Here is a 21,970-nt window from a genome sequence, read left to right as displayed (position 1 = left end):
GCGCTGGATCAACGTCGGGCGGCGCCGGAAGACCCGGCGGCGCTCGAGGAAAAACACTGAAGATTAGTTGACCGATGCGGCCCGGTCAAGCGGCGATGCATGGGGGTGCGGCACCTCGTCCACCGCCACCGTGATGGCGCCCGGCACGGCCTTGCGCGCAAACAGCGAGTACATGGCGGGCACGACGAAGATGGTCAGCAAGGTGCCCAGCGACATGCCGCCCACGATGACCCAGCCGATCTGGATGCGGCTTTCGGCGCCGGCACCGCTGGCCGTGGCCAACGGTACCGCACCCAGCACCATGGCGCCAGTGGTCATCAGGATGGGCCGCAGGCGCTGCGCCGAGGCCTTGACCAGCGCGTCGATCATCGAAAGGCCCTGCTCGCGCAGCTGGTTGGTGAATTCGACGATCAGGATGCCGTGCTTGGTGATCAGGCCGACCAGGGTGATCAGGCCGATCTGCGAGTACACGTTGAGCGAGCCGCCCGACCACTTGAGCGCCAGCAGCGCACCGATCATGGACAGCGGCACCGACAGCATGATCACCAGCGGGTCGACGAAGCTCTCGAACTGCGCGGCCAGCACCAGGAAGATGAACAGCAGGGCCAGCACGAAGACGATCAGCAGCGCGCCCTGCGAGCTGCGGAACTCGCGCGAGGTGCCGTTGAGGTCGGTGGTGTAGCCCGGCTTGAGCACCTTGGCCGCGGTCTGGTCCAGAAAGCCCAGCGCCTGGCCCAGCGAGTAGTCGGGCGCGAGGTTGGCCGTGATCGAGGCCGAGCGGCGCTGGCCGAAGTGGTTGAGCTCGCGCGGGCTGACGCTCTCGCGCACCGTCACCAGGGCCGACAGCGGGATCATGGCGTCGTTGCGCCCGCGCACCTGGATGCGCTCGATGTCCTCGGGCGTGGTGCGCCCGCTGGCCTGGGTCTGCACGATCACGTCGTACTGCTCGGCGTCGCGCTTGTAGCGCGTCACGTTGCGACCGCCCAGCATGGTCTCGATGGCGCGCGCCACCACGTCCACGCTGACGCCCAGGTCCGCCGCCTTGGCCCGGTCGACGTCGATGCGCAGCTCGGGCTTGTTCAGGCGCAGGTCCACGTCGGGCGAGACGATGCCGGGGTTCTTGGCGATCTCGCCCTGCATCTGGCGCAGCACGCGGTTGAGGTTCTCGTAGCTGTCCGAGGTCTGGATCACGAAGTTGACGGGCCGCTCGCGAAAGCCCTGGCCCAGCGAAGGCGGCGTGATCGGAAAGGCGTTGACGCCCGGCAAGCCGTTGAACTTGGGCTGCAGCTCACGCGCAATCTCCAGCGTGGACTTGCTGCGGTTTTCCCAGTCCACGGTGCGATAGACCACGCTGGCCTGGGCCACGGTGGGGTTGCCGACGTTGGCGAAGATGCGGTCGAACTCGGGGTAGGCCTGACCCATGCGCTCCAGCGCCTGGGCGTAGCGGTTGGTGTAGTCCAGCGTCGCGCCATCGGGCGCGTTCACCGTGGCCAGGATGGTGCCGCGGTCCTCCAGCGGCGCGAGTTCCTGCTTCATGCCCGGGTAGACGAAGTAGATCGCCGCCGCGCAACCCAGCATCACCGCCACCACCGCCCAGCGCGCCTTGAGCAGCACCCAGCGCAGCAGGCGGCCATAGGCCTGGGACAGCGCCGTCAGCCAGCGCTCCATGCCGCGGTCGAACAGGTTGGGCTTGGGGTTGTGACGCAGCAGCAGCGAGCACATCATGGGCGAGAGCGTCAGCGCGACGAAGCCCGAGACCAGCACCGCGCCGGCCAGCGCCAGCGCGAACTCCATGAACAGACGGCCGGTGCGCCCGGGGGTGAAGGCCAGCGGTGCATAGACGGCGGCCAGGGTGAGCGTCATCGCGACCACGGCGAAGCCGATTTCCTTGGCCCCCTTGATCGCGGCCGAGAACGGGTCCAGCCCCTCCTCGATGTGGCGGAAGATGTTCTCCAGCACCACGATGGCGTCGTCCACCACCAGGCCGATCGCCAGCACCAGCGCCAGCAGGGTCAGCGTGTTGATCGTGAAGCCGGCCAGCGCCATCAGGGCGAAGGCGCCGATCAGGCTGACCGGAATGGTCACGATGGGAATGATGGAGGCGCGCGCGGTGCGCAGGAACACGAAGATCACCAGCGCCACCAGGCCCACGGCCTCGGCGATGGTCTGGTAGACGCTCTTGACCGAGCGGTCGATGAACACCGAGTTGTCGTTGGCGACCTCCACCGAAAGGTCTGGCGGCAGGTCGGCCTTCAGCCGCGGCAGCACGTCGCGCACGCCCTGGGACAGCAACAGCGGGTTGGCCGTGGCCTGACGGATCACGCCGGCCGAGATGGCCGGGCGGCCGTTCAGGCGCACCGCGCTGCGCTCGTCGGCCGCGCCCTCCTGCACCCGCGCCACGTCGCGCAGCTTGACCGGAAAGCCGTTCACCGTCTTGAGCACGATCTCGGCGAACTGGCCCGGACGGATCAGCTCGGTCTGCGAGGTGACGCTGAACTCGCGCTGCTGCGACTCGATGCGGCCGGCCGGCAGCTCGAGGTTGCTGCGGCGGATCGCGTCCTCCACGTCCTGGGTGGTCAGGCGGTAGGCGGCCAGCCGGTCCGGGTCCAGCCAGACCCGCATGGCGTACTTGCGCTCGCCGAAGATGCGCACGTCGGCCACGCCGGTCACGGTCTGCAGGCGCGGCTTGACGACGCGGCTGACCAGGTCGTTGACCTGCAGCGGCGACAGCGTGTCGCTGGTGAAGGCCAGCCAGATCACCGGGAAGGCATCGGCCTCGACCTTGGCGATCACCGGCTCGTCGATCGCCTGCGGCAGGCGGTTGCGCACGCGCGAGGTGCGGTCGCGCACCTCGGCGGCAGCCGAGTCGGCGTCCTTCTCGAGCCTGAAGCGCACGCTGATCTGCGCCTGCTCGGCGCGGCTGATCGAGGTGATCACGTCCACCGCGTCGATGCCGGCGATCGAGTCCTCCAGCGGCTTGGTGACCTGCGACTCGATGACCTCGGCCGAGGCGCCCGCATAGCGCACGCTCACCGTGACCACGGGCTCGTCGATCTTGGGGTACTCGCGCACGCTCAGGCGGTTGAAACTGACGGCGCCTATCAACACGATCAGCAGGGACAGCACGGTGGCGAACACCGGCCGGCGGATGGACACTTCGGCTAGTTGCATGGCTTGCAGCCCGGTGGTGGCGCTCAGGCCGGCCGGCGCTCGATCGCGCAGGGGTTGGGGCCCGCTGGCGCGCGCGCCGCTGTGGCCGCGGCCAGGGCCGTGCCGCCCGCCGCCGAAGCAGGAGAGGCCGGCGTGCCGGCGGGCGCCGAAGCGCGCGGGGCCGGGCTGCCGGCCGGGGCGCTCGCCGCCGCACCAGGGCGGCCGAGCTCGACCACGCGCACCACGGTGTCGTCGCGCTGCACGCGCTGCTGGCCCGCGGTCACCACGCGGTCGCCGGGCTCCAGGCCCAACAGCACCTCCACCCGGCCCGGCATGCGCAGGCCCAGGCGAACCTCGACGCGGCGCGTCGCCAGGCTGTCCTGGTCCGGCCCCTCGACCAGCTTGATCACGTACTGGCGCCCGCCCTGCGGCACGATGGCCTCCTCGGGCACCACGCGCGCGTCCTCGCGCACGCCGAACACCGCGGTGACGCGGGCGAACATGCCGGGGCGCAGCTGCAGCGCGCGGTTGTCGATGCAGCCGCGCACGCCGACCGAGCGTGCGTTGGCATCGACCAGCGGATCGACGGCCTGGATCAGCGCCTGGAACGGGCGGCCCGGCAGCGCGTCCACGGCCACATCGGCCTGCTGGCCCGGCTTGATGCGGGTCTGGAAGCGCTCGGGCAGGCGGAAATCGACGTACAAGGCCTCCATGTCCTCGATGTTGACGATGTCCGCCCCGTCCTTGAGGTAGTCGCCCACGTTGACGCTGCGTATGCCGGCAACACCGTCGAACGGCGCCACCAGGCGCAGCCGCGCCACCGTGGCCTGGGCCAGCGCCACCTTGGCCTGGGCGACCTGCAGCGCCGCGCCGCTCTCGTCGACCGAGCGCTGGCTGATGAAGTTCTGCGCCACCAGCTCCTGGTTGCGCCGGTGGTTGGCCTGGGCGATCGACAGCTCGGCCTGGCTCTGCTGCAGCTGGGCCTGCGGCAGCCGGTCGTCCAGCTGCACCAGCAGCTGACCCTTGCGCACGCGCTGGCCGTCGCTGAAATGCAGCCGCGCCACGCGCCCGCTGACCTCGGGGCGCAGCACCACGCCCTGGCGCGAGCGCAGGCTGCCGACCGCCTGGGTGTCGTCGACCAGCCGCATCAGCTGCACGGTGGCGGCCTCCACGGCCGGCGGGCGCGCCGGGCCGCGCGCGCCGGCGGCCGGGGCGCTGGCCTGCCCCTCGACGGCCGGCTCGGAACGCGGCTTGTGCTGATACCACCAAGCGGCCCCCGAGGCCGCTGCAATGCCGACCGCGGCGACCACGGTGTAGATGACTTTGGATGCCATGAAGGAAACTGTCCGGTGTTGCAGGCGGAGCATGCGCCTGGGTGGCCGCTCCGTGTCAGTCCGCAATGTAACAGCGCGTACGCAACCCTACTGGGCGCATTTCCCTTCCGGGCGGGCCTGAGCGGCCCCAAAGCCGCATCTTTACCTGAGATTTACCTCGCGCCGCTCAGCGGCGGCGCCCCAGGGCCTGCTCGACGCCGCGGTTGGCCAGCGCGTCGGCGCGCTCGTTGCCCGGGTCGCCCGAATGGCCCTTGACCCAGTGCCATTCGATGCGGTGGCCGGCGCCGCTGGCCAGCTGGTCCAGCCGCTGCCACAGTTCCACGTTCTTGACCGGCTGCTTGGTCGAGGTGCGCCAGCCCTTGGCTTTCCAGCCGTGGATCCATTCGGTGATGCCCTTGCGCACGTACTCGCTGTCCAGGTAGAGCGAGACCTGGCAGGGGCGCTTGAGGGCCGACAGCGCCTCGATCACCGCGGTCAACTCCATGCGGTTGTTGGTGGTGGCGAGCTCGCCGCCAAACAGCTCCTTCTCGCTGCTGCCCGACTTGAGCAGCACGCCCCAACCGCCGGGGCCGGGGTTGCCCTTGCAGGCACCGTCGGTATGGATTTCAACGTGATTCAAGTTCTTTTTCCGTTCTGGCCGGCCCGAAGCGGGCGCCATTGGCGATGGAAACCGGGGCCGTGGGAACGGCGCGCGCGGGGGCCCAGAGCGGACCCTGCAGCATCATGCCACGCACGCGCTTGACCGCGACCACGAAGTAGGCCGCGCCTAAGATCGGCCACCAGCGCGCGCCGGCCGCATCCATCCAGGCCAGGCGCTCGAGCCAGCGCTCGGTGCGCACGGCGGCGCGGTAGCAGCCGAAATCGCCGGACTCGACCTCGAATCCGAGCAGGCGCAGCCAGTCGCGCAGGCGCCAGTAGCCGATGTGCTCGCCCAATTCGGGCAGGAAGGGCTCGCCGAAGCCGAACCGGCGGTACAGCCGGGCGCGCCGCTGGCGCAGCCCCCAGAGGCTGACGGGGTTGAGGCCGCAGACCACGACACGGCCGTCGGGCACCAGCACGCGTTCCACCTCGCGCAGCGTGGCATGCGGGTCGGCGTTGTGCTCCAGCGTGTGCGGCAGCACGATCAGGTCCAGGCTGTGCTCGGGAAAGGGCAACGCCGCGAAATCGGTCGCCAGCGCCATGCGCGCGAACGCGGGCGCCTGCTCGGGGGCGGCCAGCCCCAGGTCGTCCAGCGCCAGCCAGCGGTGCGGCATGCGGTTGGCCTGCAGCGCGTCGACCTCGGGCAGGCCCAGCTGCAGCGCGTGGTAGCCGAAGATGTCGGCCACCGCCAGATCGAAACGCGCCTGCTCCCAGGCCAGCAGGTAGCGGCCGGGCGGGGTCTGGAGCCAGTCGTGCAGACCGGCCGCGCTTCTTATAATTTGCTGGCTCATGAAGTTAACTCCGCTGCCCGCTTTTTCCGACAATTACATCTGGCTCTTGCACGATGGACGCGACGCGGTGGTGGTCGACCCGGGCGACGCGGGCCCCGTGCTCGAGGCCTTGCAACAGGAGCGCCTGCGCCTGCATGCGATTCTAGTCACGCACCACCACCCGGATCACACGGGCGGCGTGGCGGCGCTGCGCGAAGCCACCGGCGCCTTGGTCTATGGCCCGGCCCGGGAAAGCATTCCCGAGCCCTTCCAGCCCTTGGCAGGGGGCGACCGGGTCGAGCTGCTGGGCTGCGCCTTCCAGGTGATCGACGTGCCCGGTCACACGGCGGGACACATCGCCTTCCATGCGCCCAATGCACCCGGCGGCCCCCTGCTGTTTTGCGGCGACACCCTGTTCTCGGGGGGGTGCGGCCGCCTGTTCGAGGGCACGCCGGCGCAGATGCTGGCCTCGCTCGACACCCTGGCCGCGCTGCCGGGCGCGACGCGCGTGTGCTGCGCGCACGAGTACACCCTGAGCAATCTGCGCTTTGCGCGCGCGGTGGAACCCGACAACCTCCGCCTGATCGACTACCTGGGCCAGTGCGAGCGCCTGCGCGCGCGCGGCCTGCCCACCTTGCCCGCCACCCTGTCCACCGAACGGGAGATCAACCCCTTTCTGCGCAGCCGGGAGCCGGGCGTGCTGCGCGCCGTGCGGGCCCATGCCCCTGGCGCCGCGACCGAAGAAGCGGCCGTGTTCGGGGCGCTTCGTGAATGGAAGAACCAGTTTCAATGAGAACCATCCCCATCCTGTGCCTCGCCGCCACCCTGTGGCTGGCGGGCTGCGCCAGCACCGCCCCCGACAGCACCAGCCCCGAGCAAACCCCTGCCACCGCCACGCGCACCGCAGCGGGCGAACACAAGGCGGTCCAGCCCACCGGGGCCATGCAGCCGCTGGCGGCGGCGCGCGCCGGCTCGCAGGCCGTGGCGCACCTGGAGCCGCCGGCCGACCTCTGGGAGCGCATACGCCGGGGCTTCGCCATGCCCAACCTCGAGAGTGACCTAGTGCGCGACCGCGAGCAGTGGTATGCGACCCGGCCCGACTACATGCTGCGCATGACCGAGCGCTCGCGCAAATACCTGTTCCACATCGTCGAGGAACTGGAGCGGCGCAACATGCCGACCGAGCTGGCCCTGCTGCCCTTCATCGAGTCGGCCTTCAACCCGCAGGCCGTCTCCAGCGCCAAGGCGGCCGGCATGTGGCAGTTCATGCCGGCCACCGGCAAGTACTTCGAGCTCAAGCAGAACGTGTTCCGCGACGACCGGCGCGACGTGCTCGAGTCCACGCGCGCCGCGCTCGATTACCTGCAGAAGCTCTACGGCATGTTCGGCGACTGGCACCTGGCCCTGGCCGCCTACAACTGGGGCGAGGGCAGCGTCGGCCGCGCCCTGTCCAAGAACCAGCGCGCCGGCCTGGGCCTGAGCTACCCCGAGCTCAACATGCCAATGGAGACGCGCTTTTACGTGCCCAAGCTGCAGGCGGTCAAGAACATCATCGCCCAGCCCGAGGCCTTCAACGCAAAGCTGCCGCTGATCGAGAACCACCCCTACTTCCAGACCGTGGACATCACGCGCGACATCGACGTCGCGCTCGCGGCCCGCCTGGCCGAGATCAAGCTCGAGGACTTCAAGGCGCTCAACCCCTCGCTGCACCGTCCGGTGATCCTGGCCGCGGGCACGCCGCAGATCCTGCTGCCCTGGGACAACGCCGCGATCTTCCAGCGCAACCTCGAGGCCCACAGCAGCCACCGCCTGGCCAGCTGGACCGCGTGGGTGGCGCCCACGACCATGAAGGCCGCCGAGGCCGCCCGGCGCGTGGGCATGGACGAGGACGAGCTGCGCAGCATCAACAACATCCCGCCGCGCATGATGATCAAGGCCGGCTCGACGCTGCTGGTGCCGCGCTCGGACCGCGCCGATGCCGACGTGGCGGAACATGTCGCCGACAACGGCCAGCTGGCGTTCACGCCGGAAGTCGTGCTCAGGCGCACCGTGGTGCGGGCCCGGCGCGGCGAGTCGCTGGCGGCGCTGGCCGGCCGCTACGGCGTGAGCGCGGCCAGCGTGGCCGGCTGGAACAAGCTCGGCGCCTCGGCGGCGCTCAAGAAGGGCCAGACCCTGGTGATGTACCTGCCGGCGCCGGCAGGGCGCGCCGCCGCCCGCAGCCGCGTGGCCGGCAAGCCGGCCGCCGCGGCGCCCAGCGCGGCCAAGCCGGCGCGCCGCAGCGCCGGCGTGCCGACGCGCAAGACCCGGCGCTGAGCGATCGCCGTTACGTCAAGCCCCGTCGTCAGGCCTGGAAGCGCTGCTTGGCCCGGCGGGCGAATTCGTTGGTGTAGCTGCGCCCGAGGTCGATGCGCTCGCTGCGCACCAGGGCTTCGAAATCGGCCAGGGCGCGCAAGGTGGTGCGCGCGCCCTCGTCGGAGATCAGTCCGTCGTGCGAGATCGCCTCGCGCAGCTTGTTGAACGAGGCCAGGTACAGCGCGCGATCGCCCAGCATGTAGCTCTCGGGCACGGTCTTGATCAGGTCGCCCGGCCCGGCCGTCTGCAGCCACTTGAGCGCGCGGACGATGGCATGGGTCAGCGCCTGCACGGTCTGGGGATGCCTTTGCACGAAATCGGCGCTCGCGTACAGGCAGCAGGTCGGCATGGGCCCGCCCAGCAGTTCCTGCGTGCCGCGCAGCGTTCGGGTGTCGGAGACGATGCGTACCTCGCCACGCTGCTCGAGCATGGTCATCACCGGGTCGGTGTGGCTGATCGCGTCGAGCTCGCCGTCGCGCAGGGCCGCCAGCACACCCGCCCCCGCCCCGCTGCCCGCGCCCGTGGCGATGTAGCGCACGTCGGCCGAGCCCAGGCCGGCCCGGGCCAGCGCCAGGCTGGCGATCATGTGACTGGAAGAGCCCGGCCGCACCACGCCTATCCTGCGGCCACGCAGCTGTTCGAGCGCGCGAAACCCGGGCACGTTGCGCGTGGACACGCCAAGGGCGATCTGCGGCGCCCGGCCCAGCAGGACGAAGGCTCGGTAGCTGTGCCCGCGGCTTTGCAGCTCCAGGGTTTCCGCGTAGGCGCCGACGACCACCTCGGCCGCGCCGGCCAGCGCGGCCTGAACCGCCAGCGCGCCATCGCCCTGGTCGACGATGTCGACCTCCAGCCCCTCGGCCTTGAAGAAACCCAGCTGCTCGGCCAGGGTCAGGGGCAGGTGGTTCAGCGAGGCCTTGCCACCCACGGCCAGGGTGAGCCGGGCCTTCTCGGGCCGGGGCTGGGCATGCAGCACGGGCGCCGCCACGGCCGAGGCCAGCCACAGCGCAGCCTGGTGAAACGCGCGTCGTCGCAGCCCTGTCGCGGCCATGGGGTCCTCTCCTTTTTTTCGTGGTTTGGACCAAGGCTAGTGGCAGGCCTGCCGCGGCGCATCGGGAACATCCCCATCGGGGACTTCCCCATCGGTGACATCCCGAACGGGTCAGCGATAGCCCAGGAACAGGATGCCGAGGTTGGCGCAGAAGGCCAGCGCCTGTTCACGTCCACGATCTCTATGGGGCTGCGCAACCGCTACAGTTGAACGTTTAGCGACCCTGGCTTCGATTTCCCCGTCCCATGCATTTCTCCCTCCCGCCCGGCTTCATGGTGGTGCACGGCAACCGCCTGGAAGACCTGCGCGACCTGGCCGTGGACTTCGTCAAGGCCCATCCGCTGCCGCCGCTGCTGCCCGAAGTCTTCCTGGTGCAGAGCAACGGCATGAAGCACTGGCTGGAGCTCGCGCTGGCGCGCGAGGAGGCGCTGGGCATCTGCGCGGCCACGCGCATGGAGCTGCCGGGCCGCCTGCTCTGGGAGGTCTACCGCAGCGTGCTCGGCCAAGAGGCCGTGCCCGAGCAAATGCCCTTCGACAAGACGGCCTTGGCCTGGCGCCTGGTGCGCCTGCTGCCCGAGCTCGCGGCGCAGGACGAGGCCTACGCGCCGCTGCGCCGCTACCTGGCCGGCGACGCCGATGGGCGGCGGCGCTACCAGCTGGCCCTGCAGCTGGCCGACGTGTTCGACGGCTACCAGAGCTACCGCAGCGACTGGCTGGACGACTGGGCGCAGGGCCAGGACCTGCTGCGCGGGCCCACCGGCAGCCGGCCGCTGCCGCCGGCCCATGCCTGGCAGGCGCGGCTGTGGCGCGCGCTGCGGGCCGATGTGGGCGAAGACCTGGCCCAGGCCTCGCGCGCATCCGTGCACGCGCGCTTCATGCGCGCGCTGCAGGCGCACGACACCACGGGCCCGCGGCCCGCGGGCGTTCCGCCGCGCATCGTGGTGTTCGGCATCTCCAGTCTGCCGCAGCAGACGGTGGAGGCGCTGGCCGCGCTGGGCCGGGTCTGCCAGGTGCTGATGCTGGTGCAAAACCCCTGCCGGCACCACTGGGGCCATGTGGTCGAGGGGCGCGAGCTGCTGCGTCCGCTGGCGCGCCAGCGCCAGACCCCCAAGCCCGGCCTGCCCTATGCCGCGCCGGACGCGGCCGAGCTGCACGCCCAGGCCCCTCCGCTGCTCGCCTCCTGGGGCAAGCAGGGGCGCGACTACCTGCACCTGCTGGACGAGTTCGAGCCGCCCGAGCAGGCCGGTGCGCCGCTGCAGCGCATCGATGTCTTCGTCGACCCGCTGGACAGCCCCGGCGCGGCCAGCCAGCTGACCCAGCTGCAGTCCGACATCCTCGAGCTCGAGCCGCTGCCCGCGGCCCCGGGCGCGCTGCCCGACGACGGCGCCATCAGCCTGGTCTTGGCGCATTCGGCGCAGCGCGAGGTCGAGGTGCTGCACGACCAGCTGCTGGCCTGGTTCGACGCCGACCCCAGCCTGTCGCCGCGCGAGGTCATGGTGATGGTGCCGGACATGGCGGGCTTTCTGCCGCATATCCAGGCCGTATTCGGCCGCTTCGCGCCCGGCCACCCGCGCCACATCCCGTTTTCCGTGGCCGACCGCTCGCCGCGCCAGTCGCCGCTGGTCCAGGCGCTGGAGCGCCTGCTCGGCCTGCCGACCTCGCGCATCACGCTGGCCGACTGGCTCGGCCTGTTCGAGGTCGCCGCCGTGCGCAAGCGTTTCGACCTCGGCGAGGCCGATGTCGCGCAGCTGCAGGACTGGCTGGCGCTGGCCGGCGTGCGCTGGGGCCTGGATGCCGCCCACCGCCGGGCCTGGGGCCTGCCTGCCGACGCCCAGGGCGCCGAGCAGAACACCTGGGCCTTCGGCCTGCGCCGCATGCTGCTGGGCTATGCCACGGGCGGCGGTGAGGCCTGGCAGGGCGTGCTGCCGCTGGCCGAGGTGGGGGGCCTAGGCGCCCAGCTGGTGGGCCGGCTGGCCGACTGGGTCGATGCCATGTCGCTGAGCCTGCAGGAATTGCGCGAGGACCGCCCCCCCGCGCAATGGCTGGCCCAGCTGCAGGCCCTGCTGGAGCGCTTCTTCGCGCCCAGCAGCGAGGCCGAGGAGCGGCTCCTGCGCCAGCTCGCCGAGCAACTCGCGCAATGGCGCCGGCTCTGCGACGAGGCCCGCCTCACCCAGCCCCTGCCGCTGGTCGTGGTGCGCGAGCACTGGCTGGCCCAGATCGAGGCGCCGGGCCTGCAGCAGCGCTTCTTCGGCGGCGGCGTGCAGTTCGCCACGCTGATGCCCATGCGCACCATCCCCTTCCGCGTGCTCTGCCTGCTGGGCATGAACGACGCCGACTACCCGCGCCAGGCCGCGCCGCGCGACTTCGACCTCATGGCCCAGAGCTGGCGCCCCGGCGACCGCTCGCGGCGCGAGGACGACCGCTACCTGTTCCTCGAAGCCCTGCTGTCGGCACGCGAGAAGCTCTACATCAGCTGGCAGGGCCACCGCGCCACCGACAACGCCGAGCTGCCGCCCTCGGTGCTGGTGGCGCAGCTGCAGGACGCGCTGAAGGCGCGCTTCGCGCAGCCGCCGACGCCGCGCCTGCAGCCGCTGCAGGCCTTCTCGGCGCGCTACTTCGAGGCCGGCTCGTCCTTCTTCAGCTATGCCGACGACTGGCAGCAGGCGCTGGCCGAGCGCCCCGAGGCAGCGCCCGCCGCCGCGGCAGCGGAAGCGGAAGCGGAAGCGGCGAACACGCCCTGCCCCGCCGAGCTCACGCTCGAGGCGCTGGAGCGCCTGCTGCGCCAGCCGGTCGAGGTCTACTGGCGTTCGCGCCTGGGCGTGCGGCTGGAGCAGCCGCAGGAGGCGGCGCCCGAGGACGAACCCTTCGCGCTCGACGGCCTGGCGCAGTACCAGATCGGCCAGGCGCTGCTGCAGGCGCCCGACAGCGATCTGGCGCTGGCGCAGCTGCAGCTGTCCGGCCAGCTGCCCATGGCGGCCTTCGGCCAGCGTCTGGCGCACCAGCTGCAGGCCAAGGCGCAGGAAGTGCGGGCGCGCGCGCCGGCCTGGCAGGCCGCCTACCCCGAACTGCTGGCACCGCAGAGCCTGGCCCTGGACCTGGGCGAGGCGCGCCTCACCGGCACCCTGCGCGAGCTGCGCGCCGGCCCCGAGGGCTGGCTGCAGCTGGCGCAGCGCCCCGGCGCCGTGCTCGAGGGCAAGGAAGGCCGCAAGACCCCGCGCCATGGCGTGCTCACGGCCCTGTGGCTGCGCCATGTCGCGGCCTCGGCCACGGGGGCCAGCCTCACCAGCGTGATGCTGGGCGTCGACGGCCAGGTGCGGCTCGCCCCCCTCCCCGCGGACCAAGCCCTGGCCCTGCTGCAGGATTGGCTGGCGGCCTACCGCGCGGCCTGGTCGCGCCCCCTGCCCGTGACGCGCGACGCAGCCCTGGCCTACCTGCAGGCGCGCGCGGCCGCCGGCGAGGGCGAAGAGGGAGAAGACCCGGCGCTGGCCGCGGCACGCCAGGCCTTCGAGGGCGGCTACCGTCAACCCGGCGAATGGGAGCGCTCGGCCTATCTGCAGCGCAGCTTCGAAGGCTTCGACGAGATCGAGCACGAGCTGCCGCATTGGGCGCAGCGGATCTACGGCCCGCTGGTCCAGGAGGCCAGGCCGGGCCAGGCGGCGCAGCCCGAGGAGGCGGCATGAGCGACCGCGCCAACGCCCCGCCGGTGCAGCCGCTGGAACCGCTGGCCCTGCCGCTTGCCGGCACCCAGGTCATCGAAGCCAGCGCCGGCACCGGCAAGACCTGGACCCTGGCCGCCCTGTACCTGCGCCTGGTGCTCGGCCATGGCCGCGAGGACGCCGGCCTGCTGCCGCCGCAGATCCTGGTCATGACCTTCACCGAGGCCGCCACGGCCGAGCTGCGCGGCCGCATCCGGGCCCGGCTGGCCGAGGCCGCGCGCCACTTCCGCGAGCCGGACCGCCATGCCGGCGACGCCTTCCTGACCCAGCTACGCGAGGCCTACCCGCCCGAACACTGGCCCCGCTGCGCCTGGCGGCTCGACCTGGCCGCGCAGTGGATGGACGACGCCGCCATCCACACCATCCACGGCTGGAGCAGCCGCATGCTGCGCCAGCATGCCTTAGCCAGCGCCGGCCTGTTCCAGCAGTCCAAGGTCGAGGACAGCGAAGGCCTGAAACTGGCCGCGGTGCGCGACTACTGGCGCCAGTGGTTCTACCCCCTGCCCGAGGCCGCGCTGCAGGCCCTGGACGAGGTCGCGCGCACGCCGGACGAGCTGCTGGCCGGGCTCAAGCCCCTGTGGCAGGCCGCCGAGCGCCAGCCTGGCGCCGGCCCCGAGCCGGGCGCCGACCCCGCCAGCCTGCTGCGCGCCTGCAGCGACTGGCAGCGCGAGATCGAGGCGCTGGAGACCGCAGCGCGCGCGCTCTGGGCCGGGCACCGCGAGGCGCTGCACGCGCAGCTCATGCCGGCCATGGCCAAGGACCTGAGCGGCACCGTCTACCGCAAGGAAAAGCACGGCGACTACCTGGCCCAGCTCGACGCCTGGAGCCAGGGCGCCGCGCGCGATGCCAGGAACCTCGAGCGCTTCTCCCTCGCCAGGCTGCTCAGGAACACCAAGAAGAACTGCACGCCACCGGCCGACCCACAGGGCGTGTTCGCCGCGCTGGAGCAGCTGACCGAGGGCCTGGCGCGCAAGCCGCAGATCGCCGAGGCGCTGCTGGCGCACGCGGCGCAGGCCGTGGGACTGGCCTACGAACTGCGCAAGCAGCAGCTCGCGCAGTTCGACTTCTCCGACCTGCTGCAGCGCCTGTACCAGGCCCTGCAGGCCGAGGACGGCCACCTGGCCCAGGCCATACGCGCGCAGTACCCGGTGGCCCTGGTCGACGAGTTCCAGGACACCGACCCCTGGCAATGGGGCGCGCTGGCGCGCATCTACCCGCCGACCGGAGCGCAGGACGCCGAAGGCCCGGCCCGCGCCCTGGTCATGATCGGCGACCCCAAGCAGGCCATCTACAGCTTCCGCGGCGCCGACCTCGCGACCTACCTGCAGGCGCGCCACCAGGCCCAGGCCATCCACACACTGTCGGGCAACTTCCGCTCCACGGCGCAGCTGGTCAACGCCGTCAACCATGTGTTCGCCGGCGCCGACCAGCCCTTCGGCGCCATCGCCTTCGAGCCGGTCGAGGCGCGCAACCCCGCGGTGCAGGCGCTGCGCCTGCCCCATGGCGGCGCGGCCCAGCCCGCCATGACGGTCTGGCAGCTGGCCAGCGATGCGCCCATGACGGCCAAGGCCTACCAGCAGGCCATGGCCGAGTGCTTCGCCAGCCAGATGGTGGCGCTGCTGAATGGCCGCGCCGCGAGCCCGGGCCAGATGGCCGTGCTGGTGCGCAGCGGCCACGAGGCGCGCGCCATGCGCGAGGCCCTGGCGCGGCGCGGCGTGCGCAGCGTCTACCTGTCGGACCGCGACAGCGTCTACGCCACGCGCGAGGCCGCCGACCTCTGGCACATGCTGCGCGCGGTGGCCCAGCCGCGCTCGGTCGGCTTCCTGCGCGCGGCCCTGAGCACGCGCAGCTTCTGCCGGCGTCTCGATGAACTCGACCGCCTGATCCGCGACGAGGCCGCCTGGGATACCCAGGTCGAGAACTTCAACCGCTGGCACCAGACCTGGCAGCGCCAGGGCTTCCTGGCCATGCTCTACCAGCTGCTGCACGAGCAGGAGATCCCGCGCCGCCTGCGCGCCAGCGCCCCCGACCCCGAGCGCCGCCTGACCAACCTGCTGCACCTGGGCGACCTGCTGCAAAAGGCCAGCCTGGAGCTGCAGGGCGAAGGCGCCCTGGTGCGCTACCTGGCCGACCAGCTGCACGACCCCGCGGTCAGCGGCGAGGCGGCGCAGATGCGGCTGGAGACCGACGCCAACCTGGTTCAGGTCGTGACCATGCACAAGTCCAAGGGCCTGCAGTACCCGCTGGTCTTCCTGCCCTTCGTTGCCAACTTCCAGGCCGAGAAGGCCGCCAGCGGCCGCGACGACGCCGAGCGCCTGGCCGAGGACATGCGCCTGCTCTACGTGGCCCTGACCCGTGCCGAGCAGGCGCTGTGGCTGGGCGTGGCCCGGCGCAAGGACGACTTCGCCAGCGGCCAGGCCCAGCCGCGCAGCGCGCTCAGCCGCCTGCTCGGCCGCGCCTCGGCCGACGACCTGCAGCCGCGTCTGCAGCACTGGGCCGCCTGCCCCGACATCGTGGTCGCGCCGGCGCCCGAGCCCACGGCACAGGCCTACCAGCCCGACCAGGCCCCGCTCGCCCTCCAGCCCGCCCGCCGGCCCACGCGCCGCCTGGACAGCGGCTGGTGGCAGGCCAGCTTCAGCGCCCTCACGCGCGAGCTCTCGCATGGGGCGCCGGCGGGCCTGAGCGAGGCGCCCAGCGAGGACGAGGAGCGCTTCATGGACGCCCAGACCGACAGCCTGGAGCGCGCCCTGCCCGAGGCAGACCCGGCGGACGCGGCCGAGGCAGCGCCCTACAACGCCTTCCCCGCCGGCAGCGCCTACGGCACGCTGCTGCACGACCTGCTGGAGTGGCAGCTGCGCGAGGCCTGGCCCCTGCTGCAGGGCGCCGCCGCCGGCGAGGAGGCGCAGCGGCGCTGGCAGCGCCAGCTGGACAGCCAGGCCGAGAGCCTGAAGCTGGCCCCCGAGGCACGCGCGCTGCTCGAGCGCTGGATCGCGCAGATCGCCACCACCGCATTGCCACTGACGGACACTGACGCCGGCCTGGCCGGCACGCCGGCCCTGCGCCTGGGCCAGCTCGGCCTGGCCCAGGCCTGGCCCGAGATGGGCTTCACCCTGCTGGCCCATGGCCTGGGCGCCGAGGCCATCGACCGGCTGATCCGCCAGCATGTGCAGCCCGGCCAGCCGCGCGAGCCGCTGCGCCCGCGCAGGCTGCAAGGCCTGCTGACCGGCTTCATGGACCTGGTGTTCGAGCATGCGGGCCGCTACCACGTGCTCGACTACAAGTCCAACAAGCTGCCCGCCTACCGGCCCGAGGCGCTGCGCCAGGCCATGCTGGCGCACCGCTACGACGTGCAGGCCACGCTCTACCTGCTGGCCCTGCACCGCCTGCTCAAGGCCCGCCTGCCCGGCTACGACTACGAGCGCCATGTCGGCGGCGCCATCTACCTGTTCGCGCGCGGCATAGACCAGCCCGGCGCGGGCGTGCATCTCGAGCGCCCGCCGCTGGCCCTGATCGAGGCGCTGGACCAGGCCTTCGCCACGCCCCTCGCCCGCCAGGAGGAGCCCGCATGACGCCGCCGGACCAGCTCCCCCTGCCCTGGCTGGACCAGACGCCCACGCCCGGCGCGCCATGGCCCTGGCCGGCCGGCCCCGCCCTGCCTTTGAGCGCGCTGGACCGGGCCTTCGCCGCCTTCCTGCAGCAGCGCCAGCCCAGCGCCGACGCGCGCCACGCCTGGCTCGCGGCGCTGACCAGCCACCAGATGGGGCGCGGCCATGCCTGCCTGGACCTGCAGGGCCTGGCCGGCGAGCCCGGGCCGCTGCTGGGCTGGGAGGCCCCGGACCTGGCGGCCCTGCCCGCGCGCCTGGCCGAGGCCGCGGCCAGCCTGCCCTGGGCCCGCGGCGAGGCCAGCCCGCTGGTGCTGGCGGACCAGCGGCTCTACCTGCGCCGCGCCCATGAGGCCGAGCAGGCCATCCTGGCCGCCTTGCGCGAACGCCTGGCCCAGCCCTGCCCCGTGCCGGCCGAGCTGCCGGCGCTGCTGGCCCGCCTGTTTCCGCGCGCCGCGTCCGGCACCGGGGTGGACTGGCAGAAGGTCGCCTGCGCCCTGGCCGCGCGCGGGCGCCTCACGCTGGTGACCGGCGGCCCGGGCACCGGCAAGACCACCACCGTGATGCGCCTGCTGGCCCTGCTGCAAAGCCAGGCCCGCGCGCACGGCGAGACGCTGCGCATCCACCTGGCCGCGCCCACCGGCAAGGCCGCCAGCCGCCTGGGCCAGTCCATCGCCTCGGCCCTCACGCGCCTGCCCGAGGACATGCGGCCCGGCATCGCCAGCGAGGCCGTCACCCTGCACCGGCTGCTGCAGATCACGCCCGACGCCGGGCAGCGGCCGGTGCCCGTGCTGGCCAGCGACCTGGTGGTGGTCGACGAGGCTTCGATGATCGACCTGGAGATGATGGCGCGCCTGCTGGCCGCCGTGCCGCTGTCGGCGCGCCTGGTGCTGCTGGGCGACAAGGACCAGCTGGCCTCGGTCGAGGCCGGCGCCGTCATGGCCCAGCTTTGCGAGGGCGCGGCCCAAGGCCGCTACCGCGCCGAGACGCTGGACTGGCTGCGCGAGCAGGCCGGCGAGGACCTGACGGCCTGGCAGGAACCCAGGGAGGAAAGGGGCAGCGCCCTGGCCCAGCAGACCGTGATGCTGCGCCACAGCCGCCGCTTCGCGGAAGGCAGCGGCATAGCCCTCTGGGCCCAGGCGGTCAACGCCGGCGACCTTGCCGCCGCGCGCCGCCTGTGGGCCGGGCTGCCGGACTGGCAGGTTCCTGCAGCCGGCGCGGCGGCGCAGGAACTGACGCGGCTTGCGCCCGCGCGCCTGCCCGACGCGCGCTTCGCCCAATGCCTGCGCCAGGGCTGGGACCAGTGGCTGAGCGGCCTGGCGCCGCTGCGCTCAGACCCCGCGGTCAGCTGCGGCGACAGCGAGGCGCTGGCCCTGCTGCGGGCTTTCGGCGCCTTCCAGGTGCTCAGCGCGCTGCGCAGCGGGGCCTGGGGCGTGGACGCGCTCAACGCCCGCATCGCGCAGAGCCTGGGCCTGCCCGAGCAGGACTGGTACCCGGGCCGCCCGGTCATGGTCACGCGCAACGACTACAACCTGCAGCTCATGAACGGCGACGTGGGCCTGTGCCTGCCGCGCGCCGGCGGCCTGCGCGTCGCCTTCGCCACCGCCGGGGGCGGCGTGCGCTGGGTGCTGCCCTCGCGCCTGGACGCGGTGGACACCGTGTTCGCGATGACGGTACACAAGTCCCAGGGTTCGGAATTCGCGCATGTGATGCTGGTGCTGCCGGACCGCCCCTCGCCGGTGCTCACGCGCGAGCTGCTCTACACCGGCATCACGCGCGCCATGCAGCGCCTGACCCTGGTCGCGCCCGCGCCCGAGGTGCTCTGGCAGGCAGTGCAAAAGCGCGTGCTGCGCAGCGGCGGCCTGGCCGTGCACGACCAGGCTGCGGCCCCTCACAAGACTAGGAACACCCCATGACCCAGATGGCTCTCGGCTTCGACGCACCGGCCAAGGACGACACCCCCGCCGCCACCCTTCCCACCGTCCCTGCGCCCGCGGCGGACCCGCTCGAAGCGATGGCCCAGGCGCTCGCCCAGCACCCCGACTACCGCGTGCTGCGCCGCCTGGTGCCGCGCGCCGACTACGGCCCCGCAGGCCCAGGCGAGCGGCAGCGCGTGCTGATCCTGGACACCGAGACCACGGGCCTGGAGCAGCGCTCGGACAGGATCATCGAGCTCGCCATGCTGGCCGTCGACGTTGAGCTTGCCAGCGGCCTGCCCGTGGGCCCGGTCGAAGTCTACGAAGGCTTCGAGGACCCCGGCATGCCCATTCCGCCCAAGGCGCGCGAGATCACGGGCATCACCGACGCCATGGTCCAGGGGCATAGGCTGGACGAGGCGCGCATCGCCGAGATGGCGGCGCGGGCCGACCTGGTGATCGCGCACAACGCCGGCTTCGACCGCCCCTTCGTCGAGACCCGGCTTCCGCTGTTCGCCGACAAGGCCTGGGCCTGCTCGATCCAGGACATGGACTGGCAGGCCGAAGGCGCCGGCTCGGCCAAGCTGGAGTTCCTGGCCGGCGAGCGCGGCTGGTTCTACGACGCCCACCGCGCCCAGGTCGACTGCCACGCCCTGCTGCAGGTGCTGGCCCATCCGCTGAAGGCCGGCCAGACCGGCCTGGCCCGGCTGCTGCAGGCCGCGTCCACACCGAGCTTCAAGCTGCGCGCCACCGGCTCGCCCTTCGAGGCCAAGGACAAGCTCAAGGCGCGCGGCTACCGCTGGGACGGCGAGGCCAAGGTCTGGTGGCGCGCCCAGCCCTCGCCCGAGGAACTGGCCAGCGAGCTCGAATGGCTCAGGGCCCAGGTCTACGGGACGCGCCAGGCCACGGTGCAAGTCGAGGCCACGGACAGCCGGGTGCGCTACTCGGCACGTGCGGGGCAGCTGTCCGAGCGACCCCTTTGAGGCCGATGCTCAGGACTGCGGTGCGAACAGGCTGGCGGAGGCTTCGTCGGGATAGACCTCGACACCGTCACGCCCGGCGCGCTTGACCTTGTAGAGGGCCTTGTCGGCCTGGGCGATCCACGCCGCGCAACTGGGCGTGCCGGGCAGCAGCGGCGCAATGCCTATGCTCAGGGTCGGCGCAGCCCCGTCGTAGGCCAGCAGGCCCGAGCCCGCCAGGCTGGCACGTATGCGCTGCGCCACCTTGTGGGCTTCGCCGGCCCCCATGCCGGGAAAGATCACGCCGAACTCGTCGCCGCCGTAGCGGCCGACGATGTCGCCCTGCCGGACCTGCTCGCGCAGCACCTGCCCCACGCGGCGAATCACCTCGTCGCCGGCCGCATGGCCATGGCCGTCGTTGATTTCCTTGAAGCGGTCCACATCGACCAGCATCAAGCTCACTGAGCGCCCGTGGCGCTGGAAGGCCTGGAATTCCTCGGTTTGGCGCTTCTCCCAGTGGCTGCGGCTGTACAGGCCGGACATCGGGTCCTGCTCGCTCAGCCTGCGCAGTTCGTGCTTCTGCCGGCTCAGCTGCAGCGACAGCCGGTAGGTCACGATGCCTATGGTCAGCGGATAGGCCACGAGGAACGGAAGGCTGGCCAGCAGGGTCGTGAAGTTGGACGCCGGCTCGAATCGCAGCGGCAGCACCAACAGCGCGACCGCTGCGCCCGCCAGATGCGCCAGCAGGCCGCGCAGCCACAGCGCCAGCCCGCCCACGGCGATGTTGTCCATACTGAGCATGGCCAGGATCAGCACGCTGGGCAGAACGTTGAAGCCCATGGCCGGCACCCAGAAGCCGCCGTAGGCCGCGTCGAGCAGCAGGTTGCGGCGCTCGCGCTGGTAGGGCGATGCACTGCGCATCGCCCATTGGTAGGCCAGGTGCGGCCACAGCAGGCCGTTGAATGCGAGCAGGCCCCACAACCAGGGCGGCGCACCGACCTGGTAAAGTGCCGCGTCGACGCACACCGCCCCCAGGGCCAGGCCCAGCATGCGCGGCACATAGATGCGGCGAACCAGTCTCACGCCCCGGGCAGTGGCAAGGCCTGACGAGGCGCTCTCACGGAAATTCATCACGCGTCAGCATACCTCCGACTGCAGCCGAGCACTTGACCGTGGTCAAGACTTGCACTGCGACCTGCACGGCAGCGGCATGACGCCGATGGCGCGTTCCCTTGAGAAGCGCACTGGATGAATACAAGCCGCGAAAAGCGGCCATGGACTCTGCTACACTACGCGCCATCGCAGCCGGAGACGGTTGCCAATGGGTTCTTAGCTCAGTTGGTAGAGCAGCGGACTCTTAATCCGTAGGTCGTAGGTTCGAATCCTACAGGACCCACCATCAAATCAAGCACTTAGGCCAACTCTTCGGAGTTGGCCTTTTGCTTTCTGGGCACCATGCAGGCATTCGCGGGGAGCGTCGATCCGTGCCTCGGCGTTGATCTGCGCTACGTCGGGGCCTTGAGTGCTGCTGGCCCTGGAGGACATCAAGCACCGCCACAGGAAGGTGTGAGCGTGCCCTACAGGGCGAAGCCGTCGTCGGCCGCGATCACGGCGCCGTTGACGAAATGGCTCTGGTCGCTGGCCAGCAGCATCAGCACCGCGTCGAGATCCTGCGGCTGGCCCACGCGCTTGCGCGGCAGCATCTGCATCAGCTTCTGGCCCGAATCGGTCTGCCAGTGGTGGTGGTTGATCTCGGTGTCGATGTAGCCGGGACAGATGGCGTTGACGTTGATGCCGAAGCGCCCCCATTCGAGCGCCATGGCCTTGGTCATCTGCACCACGGCGGCCTTGCTCATGCAGTACACGCCGATCTGCGGCAGCACCTTGAGCCCGGCCATGGAGGCGATGTTGATGATGCGCCCGCCCGTGAAGCTGCCCGGCGCGGCGCCACGCGCGCGCGCCAGCATGCGCTTGCCCACCTCCTGCGCCACGAAGAAGGCACCGCGCACGTTGGTGTCGAACACGAAGTCGTAGTCCTCGGCCGCCACGTCCTGCAGGCGCTGGGTGGTGCTGACGCCCGAGTTGTTGACCAGGATGTCGATCGAGCCGGTCTCGGTCTCGGCATGGGCCACAGCCGCCTTGATCGAGTCGACGTCGGTCACGTCGAGCTCCACCACATGGGCGCTGCCGCCCTCGCCCTCGATGCGCGCGCGCAGATCCTTGAGCTTGTCCACGCGGCGGCTGGCCAGCACCACGCCCGCGCCAGCGCGCGCCAGCGTGCGCGCGAACTGGGAGCCCAGGCCGCTCGACGCGCCTGTCACGAAGGCCACGCGGCCCGAGAGATCGATGCTGTAAGCCATGGTGAGCGTCTCCAAGTCAGGAAGGGGCCGTCCGATTGTCGATAACCACCGCATAAAATGCGTCGCGGACCCGACAGGCGCCCCCCCGGCCGACTGTCGAGAATTCAGCCCCGACACGAATCCA

General features: G+C 71.7%; 13 protein-coding genes and 1 tRNA gene. 7 read left to right on the top strand and 7 right to left on the bottom strand.

The features are described from left to right. Window positions 1-63: 63 nt before the first annotated feature. The 4 genes from FFS10_RS13200 to FFS10_RS13185 form a co-directional block, all read right to left on the bottom strand. A complete protein-coding gene (locus tag FFS10_RS13200) occupies window positions 64-3,171 on the bottom strand; it encodes an efflux RND transporter permease subunit (protein ID WP_137894935.1) in 3,108 nt (1,035 codons plus the stop codon). A gap of 23 nt (window positions 3,172-3,194) precedes the next feature. Next, complete coding sequence (locus tag FFS10_RS13195; protein WP_137894934.1) at window positions 3,195-4,484, bottom strand: efflux RND transporter periplasmic adaptor subunit; 1,290 nt, start codon at window positions 4,482-4,484, stop codon at window positions 3,195-3,197. A gap of 166 nt (window positions 4,485-4,650) precedes the next feature. Continuing rightward, the gene (gene rnhA / locus FFS10_RS13190) at window positions 4,651-5,103 is read right to left on the bottom strand and encodes a ribonuclease HI (RefSeq protein ID WP_137894933.1); all 453 of its coding nucleotides are present in this window, start codon (window positions 5,101-5,103) and stop codon (window positions 4,651-4,653) included. Beyond that, on the bottom strand, window positions 5,090-5,914 hold the full coding sequence (locus FFS10_RS13185; RefSeq protein ID WP_171016140.1) for a class I SAM-dependent methyltransferase: 825 nt from the start codon (window positions 5,912-5,914) through the stop codon (window positions 5,090-5,092). The genes rnhA and FFS10_RS13185 overlap by 14 nt, the downstream gene beginning before the upstream one ends. Here FFS10_RS13185 and gloB point away from each other — a divergent pair. Together gloB and FFS10_RS13175 are read left to right on the top strand one after the other, a co-directional pair. Beyond that, entirely contained in the window at window positions 5,913-6,686 is a 774-nt protein-coding gene (gloB, locus tag FFS10_RS13180) for a hydroxyacylglutathione hydrolase (protein WP_137894932.1), read from the top strand. The genes FFS10_RS13185 and gloB overlap by 2 nt on opposite strands. Continuing rightward, window positions 6,683-8,206 carry a transglycosylase SLT domain-containing protein gene (locus FFS10_RS13175; protein ID WP_137894931.1) on the top strand — a complete coding sequence of 508 codons (1,524 nt, stop codon included), beginning with the start codon at window positions 6,683-6,685 and terminating at the stop codon, window positions 8,204-8,206. Before gloB ends, FFS10_RS13175 begins: the two co-directional genes overlap by 4 nt. A 28-nt stretch (window positions 8,207-8,234) precedes the next feature. On the opposite strand, the gene FFS10_RS13170 is transcribed toward FFS10_RS13175, so the two are convergent. Further along, window positions 8,235-9,293 carry an ABC transporter substrate-binding protein gene (locus FFS10_RS13170; RefSeq protein ID WP_137894930.1) on the bottom strand — a complete coding sequence of 353 codons (1,059 nt, stop codon included), beginning with the start codon at window positions 9,291-9,293 and terminating at the stop codon, window positions 8,235-8,237. A 245-nt stretch (window positions 9,294-9,538) separates the two neighbouring features. On the opposite strand from FFS10_RS13170, the gene recC reads away from it, so the two are divergent. From recC to FFS10_RS13150, 4 genes are read left to right on the top strand one after another with little or no spacing between them, the layout of a single operon-like run. Beyond that, window positions 9,539-12,973: an exodeoxyribonuclease V subunit gamma gene (recC, locus tag FFS10_RS13165; RefSeq protein WP_137894929.1), complete on the top strand. Its 3,435-nt coding sequence runs from the start codon at window positions 9,539-9,541 to the stop codon at window positions 12,971-12,973. Further along, on the top strand, window positions 12,970-16,578 hold the full coding sequence (recB, locus tag FFS10_RS13160; RefSeq protein ID WP_171016141.1) for an exodeoxyribonuclease V subunit beta: 3,609 nt from the start codon (window positions 12,970-12,972) through the stop codon (window positions 16,576-16,578). The genes recC and recB overlap by 4 nt, the downstream gene beginning before the upstream one ends. Beyond that, complete coding sequence (gene recD / locus FFS10_RS13155; protein WP_137894927.1) at window positions 16,575-18,527, top strand: exodeoxyribonuclease V subunit alpha; 1,953 nt, start codon at window positions 16,575-16,577, stop codon at window positions 18,525-18,527. The genes recB and recD overlap by 4 nt, the downstream gene beginning before the upstream one ends. After that, window positions 18,524-19,510, top strand: coding sequence for a 3'-5' exonuclease (locus FFS10_RS13150; protein WP_137894926.1), 987 nt, complete (start codon window positions 18,524-18,526; stop codon window positions 19,508-19,510). Before recD ends, FFS10_RS13150 begins: the two co-directional genes overlap by 4 nt. Window positions 19,511-19,519: 9 nt before the next feature. On the opposite strand, the gene FFS10_RS13145 is transcribed toward FFS10_RS13150, so the two are convergent. Further along, window positions 19,520-20,569 (bottom strand): diguanylate cyclase, encoded by a 1,050-nt coding sequence (locus FFS10_RS13145; protein WP_171016142.1) that lies wholly within the window; start codon window positions 20,567-20,569, stop codon window positions 19,520-19,522. 240 nt (window positions 20,570-20,809) lie between these two features. Between FFS10_RS13145 and FFS10_RS13140 the strand changes: the two genes are divergently transcribed. Beyond that, a tRNA-Lys gene (locus FFS10_RS13140) sits at window positions 20,810-20,885 on the top strand. Between the two features lie 178 nt (window positions 20,886-21,063). Here the strand turns inward: FFS10_RS13140 and FFS10_RS13135 are convergent. Continuing rightward, entirely contained in the window at window positions 21,064-21,846 is a 783-nt protein-coding gene (locus FFS10_RS13135; RefSeq protein WP_137894924.1) for an SDR family oxidoreductase, read from the bottom strand. Window positions 21,847-21,970: the final 124 nt, after the last annotated feature.

This window comes from Ramlibacter sp. 2FC, assembly GCF_005503345.1.
Lineage (GTDB): Bacteria > Pseudomonadota > Gammaproteobacteria > Burkholderiales > Burkholderiaceae_C > SCMQ01.
Note: the sequence above shows the minus strand (reverse complement) of the source record. Positions and strands in the feature narration are given on the sequence as shown.